Below are 16,875 nucleotides of genomic sequence, written 5' to 3'. Positions count from 1 at the left end.
TCGGCAAACTTTATGCTTTGGGTCCCGTGTTAATCTATCCATTTGTCTTCGAGTATTCTATCTAACCCGCACTACAATTAACTTTCAAAAGAGTTAATGATGTGCGTTTCCCGGCGGAAACTCAGCACGACTCTTGGGTGACTACCAGCTGATGGAGTGAAATTCCTTTATATATGCAGATACGGCAGATTTGTATGTCAAACAGACTCAGAATCCTTTAGATAACCAGTTCCCGATCATTTCAGGCTTGAATGAACAAGATAACGCTCACTTAGTATTCCTCCTCTGCCGTCACCTGGCGGTCCAGATTACGGTACTGGACAGCTTCGGCAAGATGCGCAGAACCAATCTCCTCTGCCCCTTCCAGATCGGCGATGGTGCGGGCCAGCTTAATGATCCGGTCATGCGCCCGCATGCTGAGGCCTAGACTCTCCAGAATATGGTTCAGCAGCATACTCTCTTCATGCCTTAGATCTGCGTAACGGCGTAACGCCGCTCCGGAAAGCTCACTGTTCCAGGAGATCGGCAGGTGCCGGTAACGCTTAGCTTGAATAGCCTGAGCCCGCAGAACGTCCTCACGCATCCGCGCTGTAGACAACGCCGGCACATTCCGGTCCCATTCTTTCGGGCGGGGGACATCAACCTGCATGTCCATCCGGTCCAGCAGCGGTCCTGAGATTTTGGCCCGGTACTGGGCGATTCGGGCCGGACTGCAGGTACACCGCTGCTGTGAGCTGCCGTTCCCGAGAAACCCGCACATGCAGGGGTTCATGGAGCAGGCGAGCAGAAACTGGGCGGGAAATGTGAACGACGCTCTGGCCCGGCTGATGGTCACTACCCCGTCCTCCGAGCACCTCAAGCACCGTACGGGAGAATTCAGGCAGCTCGTCCAGAAACAGAATTCCGCGGTGTGCCAGACTGACTTCTCCCGGCTTCGGTATTCCCCCTCCGCCAATCAGTCCGGCAGCCGAAATCGTGTGATGCGGGGAACGAAAGGGGCGGAGGCGCATCAGGCCCCATTTGCTGTCCCTCAGCTTACCGGCGGCACTGAATATCTTCATCACCTCCAGCGATTCATCATCGCTCAGGTCAGGGAGAATGCCGGGAAGGCGTTTAATCAGCATCGTTTTGCCTGTCCCCGGAGGGCCGATCAAGATAATATTATGCATTCCGGCAGCGGCAATAGTGAGCGCGCGCTTCACGTGATTCTGTCCAATTACATCGCTGTAATCCTCCTTCATCAGATGATCCTCCCGGCTCGGCGCAAGAACCTTGTTCCCTACCGGCTGATATCTCAGATGGTCCAGCGTCAGCACCTGAACTGGCGGGCGGTTCCTCGGGGACGGCTCATTGCTAACCGATACCGGAAACGGCAGCTCTGTCTGCGGCATGGGTAGTTCCTGAACTTCCGAATCCGGCACTTCTGTAGGTAATCGCGGCTCCAGTCCTGGAGCTGGCTCTACCGCAAATGGAGAAGCCTGAACACCGGCAGCTGACGGTGACAACTCGCGCAAATGTCCGGCTGTATATACACGGATTCCCGTTATCAGCGCTGCTTCGGCCGCATTTCCCGGTGGTACGAGGACTGCCTGAAACCCTGCCCGGCGCGCTGCCTCTACCATAGATAACACCCCATTCACCGGACGCAGACTGCCGTCCAGCGCCAATTCTCCGATGAGCAGCATTTTCCCGGCATCCGGCATAATAAGCTGGCCGCTTGTTGTCAGAATCCCCAGGGCGATGGCCAGATCGAACGCCGATCCCTCCTTGCGCAGATCTGCAGGTGCCAGATTGATCGTAACGCGCTGCTGAGGATAGCTGTAGCCGCAGTTTTTAACCGCAGCCCGGACTCTCTCTACCGCTTCCCTCACAGCAGAATCCGGCAATCCGATGATTATCGTCTGCGGCAGCCCGTTCGCCAGATCAATTTCCACGCCGATCATTACGCCTTCAATACCGTACAAACATGCACTATGCATCTTTCCGTACACAAAAAAAACACCTCTCCTCCTGAAATACGCCCGGAACGGGCGTTTATTTCCAAGAAAAAGGGTGCTTCCTCTTTTTTCCGTTAGCTTTATTATGTTGAGTATACCTATTGCCCCTTCTATCATGCAAGGACTATTTCGCACAAGCCGCTGCACAAATCCCAATTCCCATCCGTCTTGCATAATTGTGCATCTATGACTAGAGAATCAATTTGTTCAGCCTTCCTCACTGGCCACAACGGCATCCCTGATCTGTTCAAAGGACAGCGGCGCATAATTCCAGTGCTCTACACAAATGTTAAAATGGCTGTTGCCTTCATATTTCTGTCCATGAATATGGCCATGCACATTTACGTAAGGCATATGCTTGTTCATATACATAGGTTCATGGGAGAGCATAAAAAACTCTTTATAAATGATCGGGTATTCACTGACCTCGTCAAGTCCGGCTTCCAGCCACCAATTACGCCCGCGTCCGCGGTCATGATTACCGAGAATCAGGATTTTGTAGCCGTTCAGCGCAGAAACGATATTCCGGGTAGCCTCCTGATTCAAGAAGGAGAAATCCCCCAGATGAAATACCTTATCCCCTTTGCCCACCACAGCGTTCCAGCTGGCAATCATCGACTGGTCCATCTCCCCGGCACTGCCAAAGGGACGGGATTCGAAATCTATGATCAGCTTATGGCCAAAATGATGATCCGAGGTGAAAAAGACATTAGTCAAAACAGCTCCCCCATTTCAAGTACTTCAGGAATGGTTCATTTATTCCAGTTTCTCTTGGACGAACGCCGATTCACGTCAACCTGAATTAACTCGGCCAAAGGAGGGGTTTCCTCATGCTCGATCAGCCATTGACGCATTTCCTTAATGGCCTCTACCTGACCGTTCCCCTTATCCTTCCAGGTAAGCAGCTCGATGACATTGATGACAAGTGACAACAGGCTGCTGTTGCTGCTTTCCGTTTTTTCCGCACGCATTTTATGGAATAAAGCCTCATGCTCCCAGTCAATTAATATCTCTTCCGCTATTGCAGGCCGCATAACGGTAAATGTCTTATTACAATTGCTGCAGCAGACAACGGACAGAGGCTCTCCGCCCAATTCCGCTACGACTCTGTGCTCGCAATGCTGGCAAGTAAAACTTACCTGTATATCAATCGGTTGATTTCTCACTCGGACAGCCCTCCTCATGGTGACATTAAAAGTTACACTAATGTTTACCCATTTCTTTCAAGAAATGACCCATGGAGCCCATGATATGTCAAGGATAAATAAGCAGAATCGTTGAATACAGGCAAAAAAAGAGCTAAAAGGCCTCACGGATATGCCGTAGTGAAGCAATACTTAAATCTCTATTTAGCTGTACGGCGATTACATCAAAGGAAATCACCGCATCATGCAGACCCTGCATATGTAAATACACCTGGGCTGTATTTCTCACCTGGCGGATTTTGCGTTCATCCACTGACTCCTCCGGGGTTCCCTGCACACCTGCCCTGCTCCGGCTGCGCACTTCAATGAAGACAATTCCCTCTTCATATTCAGCAATTATATCAAGCTCTCCGCTGCGGCAGCGCCAGTTGCATTCCCTGATTATGTATCCCCGGGAGGACAGATACAGACTTGCCGCCTGCTCGGCAGCAGTCCCTTTTTGCCTGCGGGTATAATTCATCCTGTCCGCCCCGTGACTCACTTCGGTCTCCGTTCCCCGGCAGAACGGTCACTCTGATACACATAACTCAGAATCTCCGCGACCAGCTGGTATAGCTGAGGCGGAATCTGCTGATCCAGATCCAGCTTAGAGAGGACCTCCACCAGCGCGGCATCCTCCTGCACAGCAACCCCGTTTTCCTTGGCTTTTTGCAGAATGATATCGGCTACCGAGCCTTGTCCTTTGGCAACAACAACCGGGGCTTCGCTTTGGCCGGGGATATATTTAAGGGCAACCGCCTTTTTGAGGTTCTGTGAAACCTTATGTTCAGACTCACTCATATGCGGTAATCGACTCCTTTGTAGGAATCTGGAACATAATCGGACTGTTTGGCAGGAGCTACAGCCGTGGTCAGCTCGGGCAACGGCTCCGTGCGCAGGCTGGACAGCTGGTACCCTATAGATTCAACCGCTGTCTTAATGTCCTCACGGCGCCCTTCCAGCAGCTCCAGCACCCAGGGTTCATTATTATGCAGCTTTAGGCTGACAATCCGGTCAACGACCTGTACATCCACCATAGTCTGGCCGAGCTGCTTCATATCCAGATCAAACCACAGGCGGCAGTTCGCCGCATCCAGCTCGCCTTTGCGGCCGCGCCGGGACTGGATATGGACGGAAGCCGTCTCCTGGCCGTCCTGCCCCCGCAGCGGCAGGAACATCGTCACCTGCGCGAACGGCGCGGTGCGGTCTGTATTCAGCAGCAGCTGCTGGCCAGTCAGCTGCTGCACCAGCTGGCCCGCGGCTTCCTTGACCGCGGCCGGGACCTCGCTGCTGCCGAGAACCTGCAGCAGCACGCCCTTGAGCGTACCGGCCGCATCCTCCGCGCCGCCGGACGCCCCTTGCAGCGCCGCAGCCGGCAGCGCTGCCTCACGCCCGTGCGCAGCCGCGGCAACGCCGCCGCGCACGGCCTGCTGCTCGTGCTCCGCACCGAGCAGCTTCAGCACCCGCCCCACCCACGACTCCGTGTCGGGGGCGGGCGCCGTGCCCTGCTGCGGCTGCGCAGCCGCAGCAGAGGTGTCCCCGCGCGGCGCAGCGGGGACTTGCCCTTGCCCCGCCGGTGCTGGCGGGGCGGCATTGCCCTGCGGCGGCTGCGCGGCCGCAGGGCCTTCGCCCGCCGCGCCGGAGGCGGGCGGGGCTGTAGCGAGCTGCGGCAGCGTGACGCGCAGCTCGGTGAGCACGCCCTGCAGCTTCGCGAGCAGGGCAGTGCCCGATGATGTGCTCTGCGGCTGCGGAGCACTGCTTACCTGCGCAGCGGCTCCAGAGCCTTCCCGCACTCCTGCAGCTTCGTTCCGGCCAGCCACAGCCGCCCCCGCGCCTTCCCGCGGTCCTGCTGCTTCGTTCCGGCCAGCCGCAGCCGCCCCCGCACCTTCCCGCACTCCTGTGGCTTCGTTCCGCCCAGCCGCAGCAGCACCTGAGCCTGCCGGGTCAGTGCTGCCGTTTCCTTTGGCCGCTGCTGCTCCCGCAGGCTCTGCATCTCCTGCGGATACAGCCTTATTGGCGGACGCCGCCTCGGACAACGGCAGTTTCTGCGCCAGGCCTCCAGGCACTTCCCCCTCTGCTGCAGCATCTGCATTCAAAGCTGCAGCAGCCTGTCCAGCACTTCCTATTGCTTGCGTATTGCCAGCATTGACGTTACCATTATTACTCCCAGTGTTACTTACCATTCCTGATTCAGACTGGGTCTCTACAGAACCGGCTGCCCCCGAAGGAGCACTATTACCTGTTGTGCCAGCTTTCGATGCCGGAAGGTCAGCATCTGCATTGACTCCCGGCAGCACACCAGCCGTTACCGTATTTCCGGTAACAGGAGCTGTGGTGCCGCCTGTGAGCACTCCTGCCGCAGATTTATTCCCTCCTGCCGTTTCTGCACTCTTACCAGCATCACCCTGCTGGGCCCACACGTTCAGCTCCGATTCCAGCGTGGCCAGCAGCTGATGCAGCTTCGGACCGAATACCGCCTGCTGCAGCCCCTTCACCGTCTCAGCCGTAACCGGCAACCCGCGCTTCACGGAGATAACGGCCGCTTCCAGCCATTCCGAGGCTGGCACACCAGGCGGCTTGGCATTCATGACCGCATCCAGCTTCGCCGCCGTCTCTTTGGTCAATGCCAATCCGCCGGACTGCATCGCCTGAACAATCTCCCGCCCTGCCTTCGAATTCGTAAGGCCAAGCGATTCAATAGCTTCCCCCATACTCTGCGGTGAGGCCAGGGCCGCTTCACCCAGTGAGACAGGCTTCAGCACCGGCAATCCGTTCTCACCAGGTGTACCCACTTGCAGGTTCAGGGTCTGTCCAGGCGTAAGCGGTGTTTCCAGCTCAGCACGGACAGGCGTCCCCTGAATCTGCACCACGGCTTCCTTGCCTGAATCAGACACACTGAGTACAACGCCGCGAACAACCTGACCTTCCTTAAGCTCTACAGATTTAGGCTCTCCCGCCTTGCTGTCCCCGAGCAAGCCGCGAATGAGTGATCCGATATTCATGTTGTCCGCCTCCTGTCTCTTCTATATAATATCGGAATTATTTGTCCTTTTGATAACTGCATCTATCCTTAGAACAATGTCTGCTGCTCGGCAAGAATATTACCGATGAAGCTGCGCCGGTGCATAGGCGTTACACCCAGCGTCTTGATCTGTTCCCGGTGCAGCTTGGTTGCGTATCCTTTATGTAATTTGATCCCGTAATCCGGGTATAATTCCTCCCACAAGCCTTCACAAAGCCGGTCGCGTGTAACCTTAGCTACAATCGAGGCGGCAGCAATAGACTGGCTGCTGGCATCCCCCTTGATGATCGAACGCTGCGGCAAAGGCAAGTCCACTTTCTCTGCATCAATCAGCATATAATCGGGCTGCTGGATTAATCCTTCAACCGCCTTGCGCATAGCCAGACGCGAAGCCTGCTTAATATTTATTTCATCGATCACCGCCGATTCTACATGCCCTACACTTACCGCCAGTGCCTGATCCATAATAATCTCATACAAGGCGTCACGCTTCTTGGCCGTCAGCTTCTTGGAATCATCCACACCCTCAATAATCAGCCCGGCCGGCAAAATTACCGCAGCAGCCACCACATCCCCGAACAAGCAGCCCCGGCCCACTTCATCTACACCGGCAATGTGCTGATAAGACAGCTCCCAGCCTTCTTTTTCATACAACAGCATATCTATTGTGCTCACTTCTATCCACCTGCCAATCAGCAATTTATCCAGTTCCTCTACTAGCCAGCTTAACATACGCGGCCATTATGGTCATCCGTCATTATAATGATTTTTGGACTTGAAGCTCAGCTCTCCCTGCGTTGGATATTTCGATTTCCGGCCGCTTGGTAACACGGGATTACTTGATCTAATCCTCTATCCGCAGTTGAAACTGATTAACACAATTGCTCGCTGTCGCTCCTTCAAGTCCAAAACACTTCTTTTCGCTTTCGTTATTCTTTTGCGTTTCTATCTATCCTTGCTTGCCATTAAATAGCCGGGTTAGCCGCTGCATCGTAACAGTCCCCCAATTAACATTCTTGCAGCAAATACAACTTTTCCTTCATTAGTTCCGCTCCAATCCCAAAAATGTTGTATAGATTGCAGCATTCCCCCTCCTCCAAGCGGCTTAACGGGATTATTATTGTATTTCATACAACAATCCAGCGGAACACCCAGTTATCCATAACCCATAGTTGCATTAAGTACAACAGTTCTCCGCACTTACCCGTCCCCATCGCCAACTCCCCGTCCTGCCACGCAAAAAAAGAGCCAGTCCACAAACACGGATGGCTCTTCCATTCCAAAATTCATTCTTTAGTTAAGGCGTCTCCAGCGTAAATCGTCCAAGCTTGCCGGCGCGCAGCTCATGCAGGAGTGCGCGTGAAGCCTTCTCCAGATCTACGCGTCCGCCGCTGAGCAGACAGCCACGTTTACGTCCTACCGCTTCCATCACAGCAACGATCTCGTCCGGGTTCTCCAGATCCTCAGGCAGCTTGTCGATGCCAAAACGCTCCTGGAACCGGCTGCCGTAATCCTTCACCAGATATTTTACCGCATAGAACGCGATATCCTCAATGTTCAGGATTTCTTCCTTGATCGCTCCGGTTACCGCCAGCTTATAGCCTACCACCTGGTCCTCGAACTTCGGCCAGAGGATACCCGGGGTATCCAGAAGCTCCAGATTCCCGCCTGTCTTAATCCATTGCTGGCCCTTGGTGACCCCTGGACGGTCTCCGGTAATCGCGATACTTCTGCCCGCCATCCGGTTAATGAGTGTCGATTTGCCTACGTTGGGAATACCGACGATCAATGCGCGCATTGCCCGCGGGTTAATTCCCCTGGAAATCTGCCGGTCAATCTTTTCCTTCAGCAGCAGCTTAACCTGCTCAGGAATCTCCTTAATGCCTGTCCCGGTAGAAGCATCCACAGGATAGGCAACATGGCCCTGTTCCTTGAAGTAAGCAAGCCACTTGCGCGTTGCTTCCGGATCGGCCAGATCCGCTTTATTCAGAATAATCAGCCTTGGCTTATCCCGCAAAATATCGTCAATCATCGGATTGCGGCTGGAAAGCGGCAGACGGGAATCAAGCAGTTCTATTGCAATATCAATCAGCTTCAGCTTATCCTCAATTTGCCGTCTAGCCTTCGTCATATGACCAGGAAACCATTGAATGGCCATTGCCGTCACCTCCTTTGACTTCTGTCAGCTTAATGGTTAATTACTGTAATATCTTTGACCGGCCAGAAAATAAGGTCCGCACGGCCGACAATATCACCCAGCGGCACATAACCGATCATCCGGCTGTCTGTACTGTCTGAGCGGTTGTCCCCCATCACAAACACATGTCCTTCAGGCACTGTGCCATCCGTAAAGTCTTCATTCGGGAAGTTCTTATTGTTGTACAAAGAGTTGTTATTATGCGCATCATCAATTGCACCCTGGATATACGTTTCATTTACCGGTTCGCCGTTCACAGTTACGACATCCCCTTCAACTTTCACCGTATCGCCTGCTACACCGATGACACGCTTAATGAAGTCTCTGCCTTCAGACGGCACATGGAATACGATGACTTCACCACGCTGAGGTGTACGAATATCATAGAGAATTTCATTAACAATAACCCGTTCGCCAGTATGGAAGTTAGGCTGCATGGAAGGTCCGTCCACGATAAACGGTTTGAACAAAAGCCAGCGTATTAGAATAACCAGAACCAATGCAATTGCTATCGCTTTAATCCATTCCAGGACTTCATTTTTTGGCTTCCGGGGGCTTTGGCCGTCAGATTCTATGATCTCACCTTGCCCGGGCTGCAAATCCTGCTGCATAGTTCACCGTCCTCTCCATATGTTGTTATCTCCACTATACAATACAAAAAAACTCCTGCCAAAAACTCCCCCGCGATTACTCCTTCAGGAGGCCTTTTCGGAGAAGCTGTTCCTAAGGCACATATTTCTTAAATCAATGTTTTCATTACATAGTAAGAATAAACGAAAGGGGCTTGAACTCAAGCCCCTTTCACTTGCCGCTATTCTAGCGACGGATTTCTTTAATTCTTGCAGCTTTACCGCGAAGTTCACGAAGATAGTACAGCTTCGCACGACGAACTTTACCACGGCGAGCCACTTCAATTTTCTCGAGCTTAGGGGAGTTGATTGGGAATGTTCTTTCCACACCAACACCATAAGAGATTTTACGAACTGTAAAAGTCTCACCGATACCACCGCCGCGACGTTTGATTACAACGCCTTCGAACAACTGGATCCGTTCACGAGTTCCTTCGATAACTTTTACATGCACCTTCAAAGTGTCACCCGGGCGAAAACTCGGGATATCTTTGCGAAGTTGCTCTTGCGTAATTGCTTGTAGGATATTCATTTAGGACTTCCTCCTTCCGTACAGGTGTTCTTGCCTCTTCCGGAGAGCCATTGCTCTCCCTCATTATCCGCAGAGGACCACCGTATTCCACACAACAGAAATAATATTACCACACGGCAGAAATAAAGACAAGTATAAAATTCAATATAGAAGAATATATATGCTTCGCACTATAAATTCCCCTTCTATTTCTCGCTGAAACGGTACCGTCCTGTTAAGGACGGCATAGCGTTGCTACTTGTTTAGAGTGGCAGCATATCCCGTTTCTTCGCTTTGACCTTGCAATCCTTGCAGAGTCCGACCACACTTCCGTTATCCTGGGCATAAAAAACCAGCTTGCCGTTTCTCTTCTTACAGGAAGAGCAAAGCTGATCTGCAGCGTTCTGCTTAGCCTTGCGGTGCCCTTCCATAGATATTACGTTGCTGGCTTTAACCGTTATTGGTGCTTGAGGCTGCTCCCTGTTCATCCGGTTGCGGGAAATTACATAAACAACTGCACCAACCAACAAAATAATGAAGACCGCCGCATATTGCATTTGGCTCATCCGCTCCTCTGACTTCATCAGTCAAAATAGTAAACAGACCTGGTTCCGCCTTACCTTCTGTGTCGGTCTGTTCCAGCTGCCAGGAATGATTATTCCGGTCTTTAGATCTAACGCTAGTTTAACATATTGCATCATCAAAATGTAGTCAACATGCTGTACTGGACTATGGTCCAGTACAGCAACCCGCCGCCAGCCCGTTATCCATATATTTTCCATAATATATAATAATTAATATACATAAGCAAATTACTAACCTTCAGGAGGGTATATATATTGAAGAAAAATCACAACACCGCAATTGTTGCAGCAGTAGCCGTCTTTTCCATCGCTTTACTGGCCGGATGCAGGGAGCTTCCCGGTAAAGAGGCAGCAGATCATCAGCTGGAGCAGCGTCTGTCCGGAAACTTCCAGCAGGAAGCCGCAGAGGCGGTTAAGCAGAGCATCGGAAAGGCAACCGTCTCGCTAGGAGATGCAGTCCAGACGACAACAGACAGGATTGAACAAAAGATTAATGATGAGGGTATCAGCAGAGAATTCTCCACCTCCCTGCCGGCGGGTTCAGCCTCTGTATTTAAGCTTGATAATGTTCTGGGTGAAATCAGCTTAGTTCCCGCTTCCGGGGACAAGATTGTTGTCAAAGCCACCGTTGTTGTCCACGAACGTTCGTCTAACGACGCCGCTTCCGAGGTACTTGACCACGCTGAAGTATCGATTGAACATAAAGGTGGCGTGCTGACCGTCTCCGCTCACGGAGAGGATAGCCCGAAGAAGAATCTCTGGGACTGGTCACAGAATGAATACGGGCATTCAGACTTCAGTATTAATTATGTAGTTGAGCTTCCGGATACAGTGAACCATGTTGAGATCAATAATAATGTAGGCTCCACACAGCTCCGCGGTCTGCAGGGTACCTTTGATATCGTCAGCAATGTCGGAAGCATCATTCTTCAGGATACTGTTTTCACAGGCAAATCTTCAATTAAGTCTAATACAGGAAGTATCGAGCTTGGTATTTCCAGTATGGATAGCGGCAGTAGTCTTAAAGCTGAAAGCGATATAGGTAAAATATCCGCCGATCTTGCCAGTTCAGTACAATGTACTGTGGAAGCAGAGAGTGAGCTGGGCCATATAGCCGGCGCTGCAGGCGGCAAGCAGGATTATAACGGCGGCGGTCCGCTGGTAACGCTAACTACCCAGATTGGAGCAATATCCGTTAATAATTAGAAAAGTGGGCGTTCCTGTTTTCCAGGAGCCCACTTTTTAATTTGTGCTCTTATCAGATCAGCGCAATGGCCAGCAAAGTAAACAGGCTGAGTGTAAGGATTTCGCTGCCATAGCCGAAGTACCCCCCATAATAATTCCCTGCGCCCCCCGGATAGAATGCCGAGGTTTTCATTTTGCCGTTGCCTTTTGTTTTCAGATACACATTGTTCTGGTCCACATCCACAATAACCCCTTCATGACGTTTGCCGTCAGTGGTCATAATGCGCACCCGCTTATTTTTACAATGGAGACAATTATAATAAGCTTCCATCTGCTGATTCCTCCTCAATCGTGTTTCTGTATCTTATGAGGGGAGGGATAAGCCGGTAACGGCAATAGCCATGAGGCAAATGTCTATAATTATTGCAGCTGTGAATTCAAGAACTTGTGAACATTGTGTATCATTTTTCGAAGAAAAGGGGTATTATTAAGATAATAATACGAATTGAAGCGCTTACGATTGTGAACAATAATCTACAATTCATAAGGAGGCAGGAATCATGAGCACAGCAGGCAGACGTTTCATTAATGAAGGAGTACTTCGTATCGCCTGGTTCATCATATTCACATCGCTCACCTACACGGTGCGCAATTATACTTGGGCTATTGTACTGCTTATGGTTGTTGCTGTATATTCACTGGTCACCGGGATCATCATGCTTACCCGCCAGGATAGGGACAGGGGCAGAGCTTAACCGGCGTTATTCGCATAAAAGTTAAAAACACTTCCACAGAGCTAACGGCCCTGACGGAAGTGTTTTTTGGATCGGAGTAACAGGATTCGAACCTGCGGCCTCATCCACCCCAAGGATGCGCGCTACCTGGCTGCGCTATACCCCGACATCTATGTATGCTTGCCTACAAAATAAGATACGCGCCCTCTTTTAACAATATGCCCGAAAACGGTTACTTCCTGTTTATATTTTATATATACCGCAGAATTATTTTACTTTCAAGTACATTTTATATTTATTTTTTTAAAACTATTATTCAAATTTTATGGATTTTTCATATAAGCTATGCTATACTCTTGGCACAAGGAAAGGAGGTGCGTTCACATCAAGCATGACATGCTGAACGTATCCCTTACCCGGACCAACGGCTGAATCACTGGCCCTGGTGGCGCGGGATACGGATCAAAGGTACAAACTAGCGCCTCGGGTAGAAAGACCGTCTACGGACGGTCTTTTTTTATGGGATCAGAATGTAGACGGGTTGTTTTGTGTCTATAGATCTGTTTCTCTACACTCCATCACGAAATAAATAACCGCTAAAGCCAGCGAACTTAGGGTCCGTCTGTCTTTAGCGGTTATTTGTGTGCTCTGCTACAGTATCACCGAGCCTATGGAACCTGCTTCCAGGGTCTTGTTCATTCCTTGAGTTAGAGGGTTACGATTTACGATTCTTATAGAAATCAATAATATCGCTTACTGTGCGGAGCGGCTCCGCCTCCTTGTGGACAGTGTCCACGGCTGGCTTGAAGGGTTCATGCGTATTCGTAGTCACTTTCAGTCATTCCTTTCGATAATTAAGCTAGCTGCGTCTAAAGCTGCATGTATGATCGCGGCACCTCTATTCATTACCCTAAAAAAAGGGCATTAACGCACATCCGCTCTTATTTTTTGTGTGAATCTTCTGTGTCTGCTAATTTGTTCTATGGATTTGATCAGTCTCCACTTCTCAGCACATAGCAAAAAACGCCTCCCTAACGTAATATACGTTAAAAAGACGCTATCTATGACTCTTCTCCGGGCCCAATTTTCATTTATTTGTTATTCAGGCTTGCCTGCTCCTGCAGCCGCTTCAGTGTCAGCTTGTCTTTCGCCGAAAGCTCTGCTGTCTCCAGCAGGTCCGGTCTGCGCTCAAGTGTGCGCTGCAGCGCCTGCTCGCGCCGCCATACCTCAATGTTGGCATGATGTCCGCTCAGAAGCATATCAGGCACCTTCCAGCCGCGGAATTCCGCAGGACGGGTATAATGGGGATATTCCAGCAGCCCCGTGCTGAAGGAGTCGGTTACTGCAGAGGTCTCGTTACCCAGCGCCCCCGGCTGCAGCCGCACGACCGAGTCAATGACAGTCAGGGCGGGCAATTCACCGCCAGTCAGTACATAGTCGCCAATCGATAGCTCGTCCGTCACCAGATGCTCGCGGATCCGCTCATCATAGCCTTCATAATGCCCGCAGATGAAAATCAGATGCTGCTCCTGCGCCAGCTCCTCGGCGATCTGCTGATTATACGTCTGGCCCTGCGGACACATGAGAATTATCCGCGGCTTCGCCGGCGGGTCTATAGCGGATTCAGCCGCACCTGCTTCAGCGCTGGTCTCGGCCAGCACATGCTCAACCGCCGCAAAGATCGGGTCTGGCTTAAGCACCATCCCCCCGCCTCCGCCATATGGCGTATCATCCACGCTGTTATGCTTGTTTCCTGAGAAATCACGGAAGTTCACGGCATTCAGCGATACGATGCCTTTGTCACGGGCTTTGCCGAGTATGCTTGTGCCGAATACACCTTCACACATCTCCGGAAAGAGTGTCAGCACATCAATCCGGATCATGGAAGCAGCCCTTCCATAATGTGCACCGTGATTTTTTTGGCCTCGATATCCACGTCAAGCACTACATCATTGATGACCGGAATCAGGATATCCTGGCCTTTGGCCGGCTTCACCACCCAGACGTCATTGGCACCAGGCTGCAGAATCTCCGTGATTGTACCCAGCGGCTGGCTGGCGTCTTCATCGGTGTACACTTCACAGCCAACGATTTGGTGGAAATAATATTCATTCTCCGGCAGTTCCACCAGGTCATCGCTTGGCACTTTAAGCATACTGCCCTTATATTTCTCAACCTCATTAATATTGGTATAGCCCTTCAGCTTGGCTATATACATACCTTTGTGTTCTTTCGCGGATTCTACCGTCACCTCGAATTTCGGGCTTCCGTCCGCCGGAATCAGCAGCAGCTTTTTGCCGGGTGCAAAGCGCACTTCCGGGAAATCGGTATGCGACAGGATTTTGACCTCTCCGCGGATACCGTGGGTATTCACCAGTCTGCCTACTGTTAACTCTTCCGTCATGTGATCCTCTCCTTTGACAAGTTTCGACTATCTATATATTTCAACAAAAAGGAGCCGGGATATACTATCCCTAGCCCCTCATTGTACGCACACTTAAGATAAAATATCTACGGTAACGCGTTTATCGCTCTTGACTGCTGCAGATGTAACTACGGTACGAAGCGCTTTGGCGATCCGCCCCTGCTTGCCGATGACCTTACCGACATCATCAGGATGTACGGAGAGCTCATAGACAATCAGGTGATCCTTCTCCACGGTCCGTACGGTCACATCCTCTGGATGATCCACTAAAGCCTTAGCAATAACACCAACTAATTCTTCCATAGAGGACCCTCGCAATCAGTCATTATTTCTGTTGCTTCAGCTCATGGAACTTCTTCATCACGCCAGCCTTAGAAAGCAGGTTGCGGACGGTATCAGATGCTTGTGCACCTGTTTGAAGCCATTTAAGAGCTTTTTCCTCATCAATCTTAACGACTGCCGGTACTTCAATCGGATTATAATAACCGATTTCCTCGATAAAACGACCGTCACGAGGGGACCGGGAATCGGAAACCACTACACGGTAGAAAGGCGCTTTATGTGCTCCCATTCTTTTCAAACGAATACGTACTGCCACGAAATTCACCTCCTTATAAGAATATCGGAATTATTATTAACCTTTGGGACAAACCTTTATCAAGGCTTTTCGATCCCTCCCAAACCCTCCCTTCCAAGGGAGGGCCCCAAGGGCTCTGCCCTCTGGACACCCGGCTAAATGCAACTGGCGTAGGCGTTCAGACTGGAGGGCCTGGGGTTGTTCGGGATAAGACCGCTTTTCCTCCCTGCGGGATACGCTTGACTGCGGCGTTACCTTGATACAGGGTAGAGATTAAAAGATTAAAAGATCAAGAGACTGAGATCAAGAGACTAGGATCAAAACCACTCTCGATCATCTGATGTTGTACTATGTCTGATCTATAAAGATCAAAACTCTTGCAATCATCTGATGTTGTACTATATCTGATCTATGGTAAACCTTATAGAGATCAACGGAAAGGGAACTTCATACCGCCCTTGCCGCCAAGGCCTTTAAGCTGCTTCATGGCGTTCTTCTTGCCGCCCTTGCCTCCGCCGCCCATCATGCCGGAGAACTGCTTCATCATCTTGCGCATTTCATCGAACTGCTTGATGAGCCGGTTAACCTCGGCGACGTTGGTACCGCTGCCGGCAGCAATACGCTTGCGGCGGTTGTGGTTGATGATCTCAGGCTGGGCCTTCTCGGCCTTGGTCATGGAATGAACAATGGCTTCGACGCGTCCCATCTGCTTATCGTCAACTTTCAGATCCTTCATGCCTTTGGCTTTGTTCATGCCAGGCAGCATATCAAGAATCTGGTCGATCGGGCCAAGCTTCTTGACCTGATCCATCTGCTCCAGGAAATCGTCGAACGTAAATTCCGCATTACGCATCTTACGTTCCATTTCCTTCGCTTTCTCGGTATCGATATTGGCCTGAGCCTTCTCGATCAGCGACAGCATGTCGCCCATACCGAGTATCCGTGATGCCATACGTTCCGGATGGAACGGCTCCAGCGCATCGATCTTCTCGCCAAGAGCAGCGAATTTGATCGGGCAGCCGGTTACGGCCTTAACGGACAACGCGGCACCACCACGGGTGTCACCATCAAGCTTCGTCAGCACTACGCCGGTAAGCTCCAGCTGCTTGTTGAAGCTGTCAGCCACATTCACGGCATCCTGACCGGTCATGGCATCGACTACAAGCAGCACTTCGTCCGGAGTTACGACGTTATGTATCTGCTTCAGCTCTTCCATCAGCTCTTCATCAATATGCAGGCGGCCTGCAGTATCGATAATGACATAATCGAGGTTATTGTCCTTCGCATGCTGAACACCTTGTCTGGCGATTTCCACCGGACTTGTCTGATCACCCAGCGAGAAGACCGGAACCTTGATTTGCTCTCCCAGCACCTGCAGCTGCTTGATCGCCGCAGGACGGTAGATGTCAGCCGCTACGAGCAGCGGGCGGTGATTGCCCTTCTGCAGCAGCTTCGCCAGCTTACCCGAAGTGGTTGTCTTACCCGCACCTTGCAGACCCGTCATCATAATGACGGTCGGCGGCTTGTTCGACTTCGCCAGCTTCGCCTGACTTCCGCCCATCAGCTCAGTCAGTTCCTTATTAACGATGTCGATAATGACCATGCCTGGCGTGAAGCTGTCCATCACTTCCTTGCCGACGGACTTCTCTTTCACCTTGGACACGAAGTCCTTGACGACTTTGAAGTTAACATCGGCTTCCAGAAGGGCCAGCCGCACTTCGCGCATGGCTTCGTTTACGTCTTCTTCGGATACTTTCCCTTTGCCGCGCAGTTTGCTGAACACATTCTGCAATCTTCCGGTTAAACCTTCAAATGCCATATGCGGCTTGC

Annotated in this window: 18 protein-coding genes, 1 tRNA gene and 1 pseudogene; 2 read left to right on the top strand and 18 right to left on the bottom strand. The window is 51.3% G+C overall.

All coding sequences use genetic code 11. The annotated features are described in order from the left end of the window. Nucleotides 1–271: 271 nt before the first annotated feature. From NSU14_RS11035 to NSU14_RS10985, 11 genes and pseudogenes are all read right to left on the bottom strand, one after another. Nucleotides 272–1,991 (bottom strand): annotated as a pseudogene (locus tag NSU14_RS11035) (YifB family Mg chelatase-like AAA ATPase). A 213-nt stretch (nt 1,992–2,204) separates the two neighbouring features. Beyond that, nucleotides 2,205–2,714, bottom strand: coding sequence for a phosphoesterase (locus NSU14_RS11030; protein WP_340944786.1), 510 nt, complete (start codon nt 2,712–2,714; stop codon nt 2,205–2,207). A gap of 35 nt (nt 2,715–2,749) precedes the next feature. Continuing rightward, nucleotides 2,750–3,163 (bottom strand): hypothetical protein, encoded by a 414-nt coding sequence (locus NSU14_RS11025; RefSeq protein WP_052421921.1) that lies wholly within the window; start codon nt 3,161–3,163, stop codon nt 2,750–2,752. Nucleotides 3,164–3,296: 133 nt separating this feature from the next. After that, on the bottom strand, nt 3,297–3,662 hold the full coding sequence (locus NSU14_RS11020) for a YraN family protein (RefSeq protein ID WP_340944781.1): 366 nt from the start codon (nt 3,660–3,662) through the stop codon (nt 3,297–3,299). Nucleotides 3,663–3,679: 17 nt separating this feature from the next. Beyond that, the gene (locus tag NSU14_RS11015) at nt 3,680–3,982 is read right to left on the bottom strand and encodes an EscU/YscU/HrcU family type III secretion system export apparatus switch protein (protein ID WP_039295123.1); all 303 of its coding nucleotides are present in this window, start codon (nt 3,980–3,982) and stop codon (nt 3,680–3,682) included. Further along, a complete protein-coding gene (locus tag NSU14_RS11010) occupies nt 3,979–6,183 on the bottom strand; it encodes a DNA ligase (protein ID WP_340944777.1) in 2,205 nt (734 codons plus the stop codon). The genes NSU14_RS11015 and NSU14_RS11010 overlap by 4 nt, the downstream gene beginning before the upstream one ends. 68 nt (nt 6,184–6,251) lie before the next feature. Next, on the bottom strand, nt 6,252–6,863 hold the full coding sequence (locus NSU14_RS11005; protein ID WP_340948925.1) for a ribonuclease HII: 612 nt from the start codon (nt 6,861–6,863) through the stop codon (nt 6,252–6,254). A 637-nt stretch (nt 6,864–7,500) separates the two neighbouring features. Then, a complete protein-coding gene (gene ylqF, locus NSU14_RS11000; protein ID WP_039309356.1) occupies nt 7,501–8,361 on the bottom strand; it encodes a ribosome biogenesis GTPase YlqF in 861 nt (286 codons plus the stop codon). Between the two features lie 29 nt (nt 8,362–8,390). Further along, on the bottom strand, nt 8,391–9,011 hold the full coding sequence (gene lepB / locus NSU14_RS10995) for a signal peptidase I (protein WP_076246963.1): 621 nt from the start codon (nt 9,009–9,011) through the stop codon (nt 8,391–8,393). A 205-nt stretch (nt 9,012–9,216) separates the two neighbouring features. Next, on the bottom strand, nt 9,217–9,561 hold the full coding sequence (gene rplS / locus NSU14_RS10990; RefSeq protein ID WP_039309361.1) for a 50S ribosomal protein L19: 345 nt from the start codon (nt 9,559–9,561) through the stop codon (nt 9,217–9,219). Nucleotides 9,562–9,803: 242 nt separating this feature from the next. After that, nucleotides 9,804–10,124, bottom strand: a complete 321-nt coding sequence (locus NSU14_RS10985; protein ID WP_156118659.1) for a hypothetical protein — start codon at nt 10,122–10,124, stop codon at nt 9,804–9,806. Between the two features lie 255 nt (nt 10,125–10,379). Between NSU14_RS10985 and NSU14_RS10980 the strand changes: the two genes are divergently transcribed. Then, nucleotides 10,380–11,330: a hypothetical protein gene (locus tag NSU14_RS10980; RefSeq protein WP_340944774.1), complete on the top strand. Its 951-nt coding sequence runs from the start codon at nt 10,380–10,382 to the stop codon at nt 11,328–11,330. Between the two features lie 52 nt (nt 11,331–11,382). Here the strand turns inward: NSU14_RS10980 and NSU14_RS10975 are convergent, their stop codons facing one another. Then, nucleotides 11,383–11,640 carry a hypothetical protein gene (locus NSU14_RS10975; protein WP_042138189.1) on the bottom strand — a complete coding sequence of 86 codons (258 nt, stop codon included), beginning with the start codon at nt 11,638–11,640 and terminating at the stop codon, nt 11,383–11,385. A gap of 229 nt (nt 11,641–11,869) precedes the next feature. On the opposite strand from NSU14_RS10975, the gene NSU14_RS10970 reads away from it, so the two are divergent. Next, nucleotides 11,870–12,064, top strand: coding sequence for a hypothetical protein (locus NSU14_RS10970; protein WP_039309369.1), 195 nt, complete (start codon nt 11,870–11,872; stop codon nt 12,062–12,064). A 67-nt stretch (nt 12,065–12,131) separates the two neighbouring features. Here the strand turns inward: NSU14_RS10970 and NSU14_RS10965 are convergent. The 6 genes from NSU14_RS10965 to ffh form a co-directional block, all read right to left on the bottom strand. After that, a tRNA-Pro gene (locus NSU14_RS10965) sits at nt 12,132–12,210 on the bottom strand. Nucleotides 12,211–13,134: 924 nt separating this feature from the next. Continuing rightward, nucleotides 13,135–13,923 (bottom strand): tRNA (guanosine(37)-N1)-methyltransferase TrmD, encoded by a 789-nt coding sequence (trmD, locus tag NSU14_RS10960; RefSeq protein ID WP_340948923.1) that lies wholly within the window; start codon nt 13,921–13,923, stop codon nt 13,135–13,137. After that, complete coding sequence (gene rimM, locus NSU14_RS10955; RefSeq protein ID WP_039309371.1) at nt 13,923–14,447, bottom strand: ribosome maturation factor RimM; 525 nt, start codon at nt 14,445–14,447, stop codon at nt 13,923–13,925. The genes trmD and rimM overlap by 1 nt, the downstream gene beginning before the upstream one ends. A gap of 93 nt (nt 14,448–14,540) precedes the next feature. Then, nucleotides 14,541–14,771 carry a KH domain-containing protein gene (locus NSU14_RS10950; RefSeq protein ID WP_019910364.1) on the bottom strand — a complete coding sequence of 77 codons (231 nt, stop codon included), beginning with the start codon at nt 14,769–14,771 and terminating at the stop codon, nt 14,541–14,543. A gap of 22 nt (nt 14,772–14,793) precedes the next feature. Then, complete coding sequence (gene rpsP / locus NSU14_RS10945; RefSeq protein WP_019910363.1) at nt 14,794–15,066, bottom strand: 30S ribosomal protein S16; 273 nt, start codon at nt 15,064–15,066, stop codon at nt 14,794–14,796. Nucleotides 15,067–15,475: 409 nt separating this feature from the next. Continuing rightward, on the bottom strand, nt 15,476–16,864 hold the full coding sequence (gene ffh, locus NSU14_RS10940; protein WP_042138192.1) for a signal recognition particle protein: 1,389 nt from the start codon (nt 16,862–16,864) through the stop codon (nt 15,476–15,478). Nucleotides 16,865–16,875 lie beyond the last annotated feature (11 nt).

It is taken from the genome of Paenibacillus sp. FSL R10-2771 (assembly GCF_038000205.1).
Classification (GTDB): Bacteria; Bacillota; Bacilli; order Paenibacillales; family Paenibacillaceae; genus Paenibacillus_AQ; species Paenibacillus_AQ phytohabitans.
Note: the sequence above shows the minus strand (reverse complement) of the source record. Positions and strands in the feature narration are given on the sequence as shown.

Bases quoted from the DNA above. Each gene is read 5' to 3' on its own strand.
- NSU14_RS11010 (WP_340944777.1), bottom strand. From the start codon at position 6,183: ATGAATATCGGATCACTCATTCGCGGCTTGCTCGGGGACAGCAAGGCG.
- rplS (WP_039309361.1), bottom strand. From the start codon at position 9,561: ATGAATATCCTACAAGCAATTACGCAAGAGCAACTTCGCAAAGATATC.
- ylqF (WP_039309356.1), bottom strand. From the start codon at position 8,361: ATGGCCATTCAATGGTTTCCTGGTCATATGACGAAGGCTAGACGGCAA.
- NSU14_RS10985 (WP_156118659.1), bottom strand. From the start codon at position 10,124: ATGAAGTCAGAGGAGCGGATGAGCCAAATGCAATATGCGGCGGTCTTC.
- NSU14_RS11005 (WP_340948925.1), bottom strand. From the start codon at position 6,863: ATGCTGTTGTATGAAAAAGAAGGCTGGGAGCTGTCTTATCAGCACATT.
- ffh (WP_042138192.1), bottom strand. From the start codon at position 16,864: ATGGCATTTGAAGGTTTAACCGGAAGATTGCAGAATGTGTTCAGCAAA.
- rimM (WP_039309371.1), bottom strand. From the start codon at position 14,447: ATGACGGAAGAGTTAACAGTAGGCAGACTGGTGAATACCCACGGTATC.
- NSU14_RS11020 (WP_340944781.1), bottom strand. From the start codon at position 3,662: ATGAATTATACCCGCAGGCAAAAAGGGACTGCTGCCGAGCAGGCGGCA.
- NSU14_RS10970 (WP_039309369.1), top strand. From the start codon at position 11,870: ATGAGCACAGCAGGCAGACGTTTCATTAATGAAGGAGTACTTCGTATC.
- lepB (WP_076246963.1), bottom strand. From the start codon at position 9,011: ATGCAGCAGGATTTGCAGCCCGGGCAAGGTGAGATCATAGAATCTGAC.
- NSU14_RS10950 (WP_019910364.1), bottom strand. From the start codon at position 14,771: ATGGAAGAATTAGTTGGTGTTATTGCTAAGGCTTTAGTGGATCATCCA.
- NSU14_RS10975 (WP_042138189.1), bottom strand. From the start codon at position 11,640: ATGGAAGCTTATTATAATTGTCTCCATTGTAAAAATAAGCGGGTGCGC.
- NSU14_RS11015 (WP_039295123.1), bottom strand. From the start codon at position 3,982: ATGAGTGAGTCTGAACATAAGGTTTCACAGAACCTCAAAAAGGCGGTT.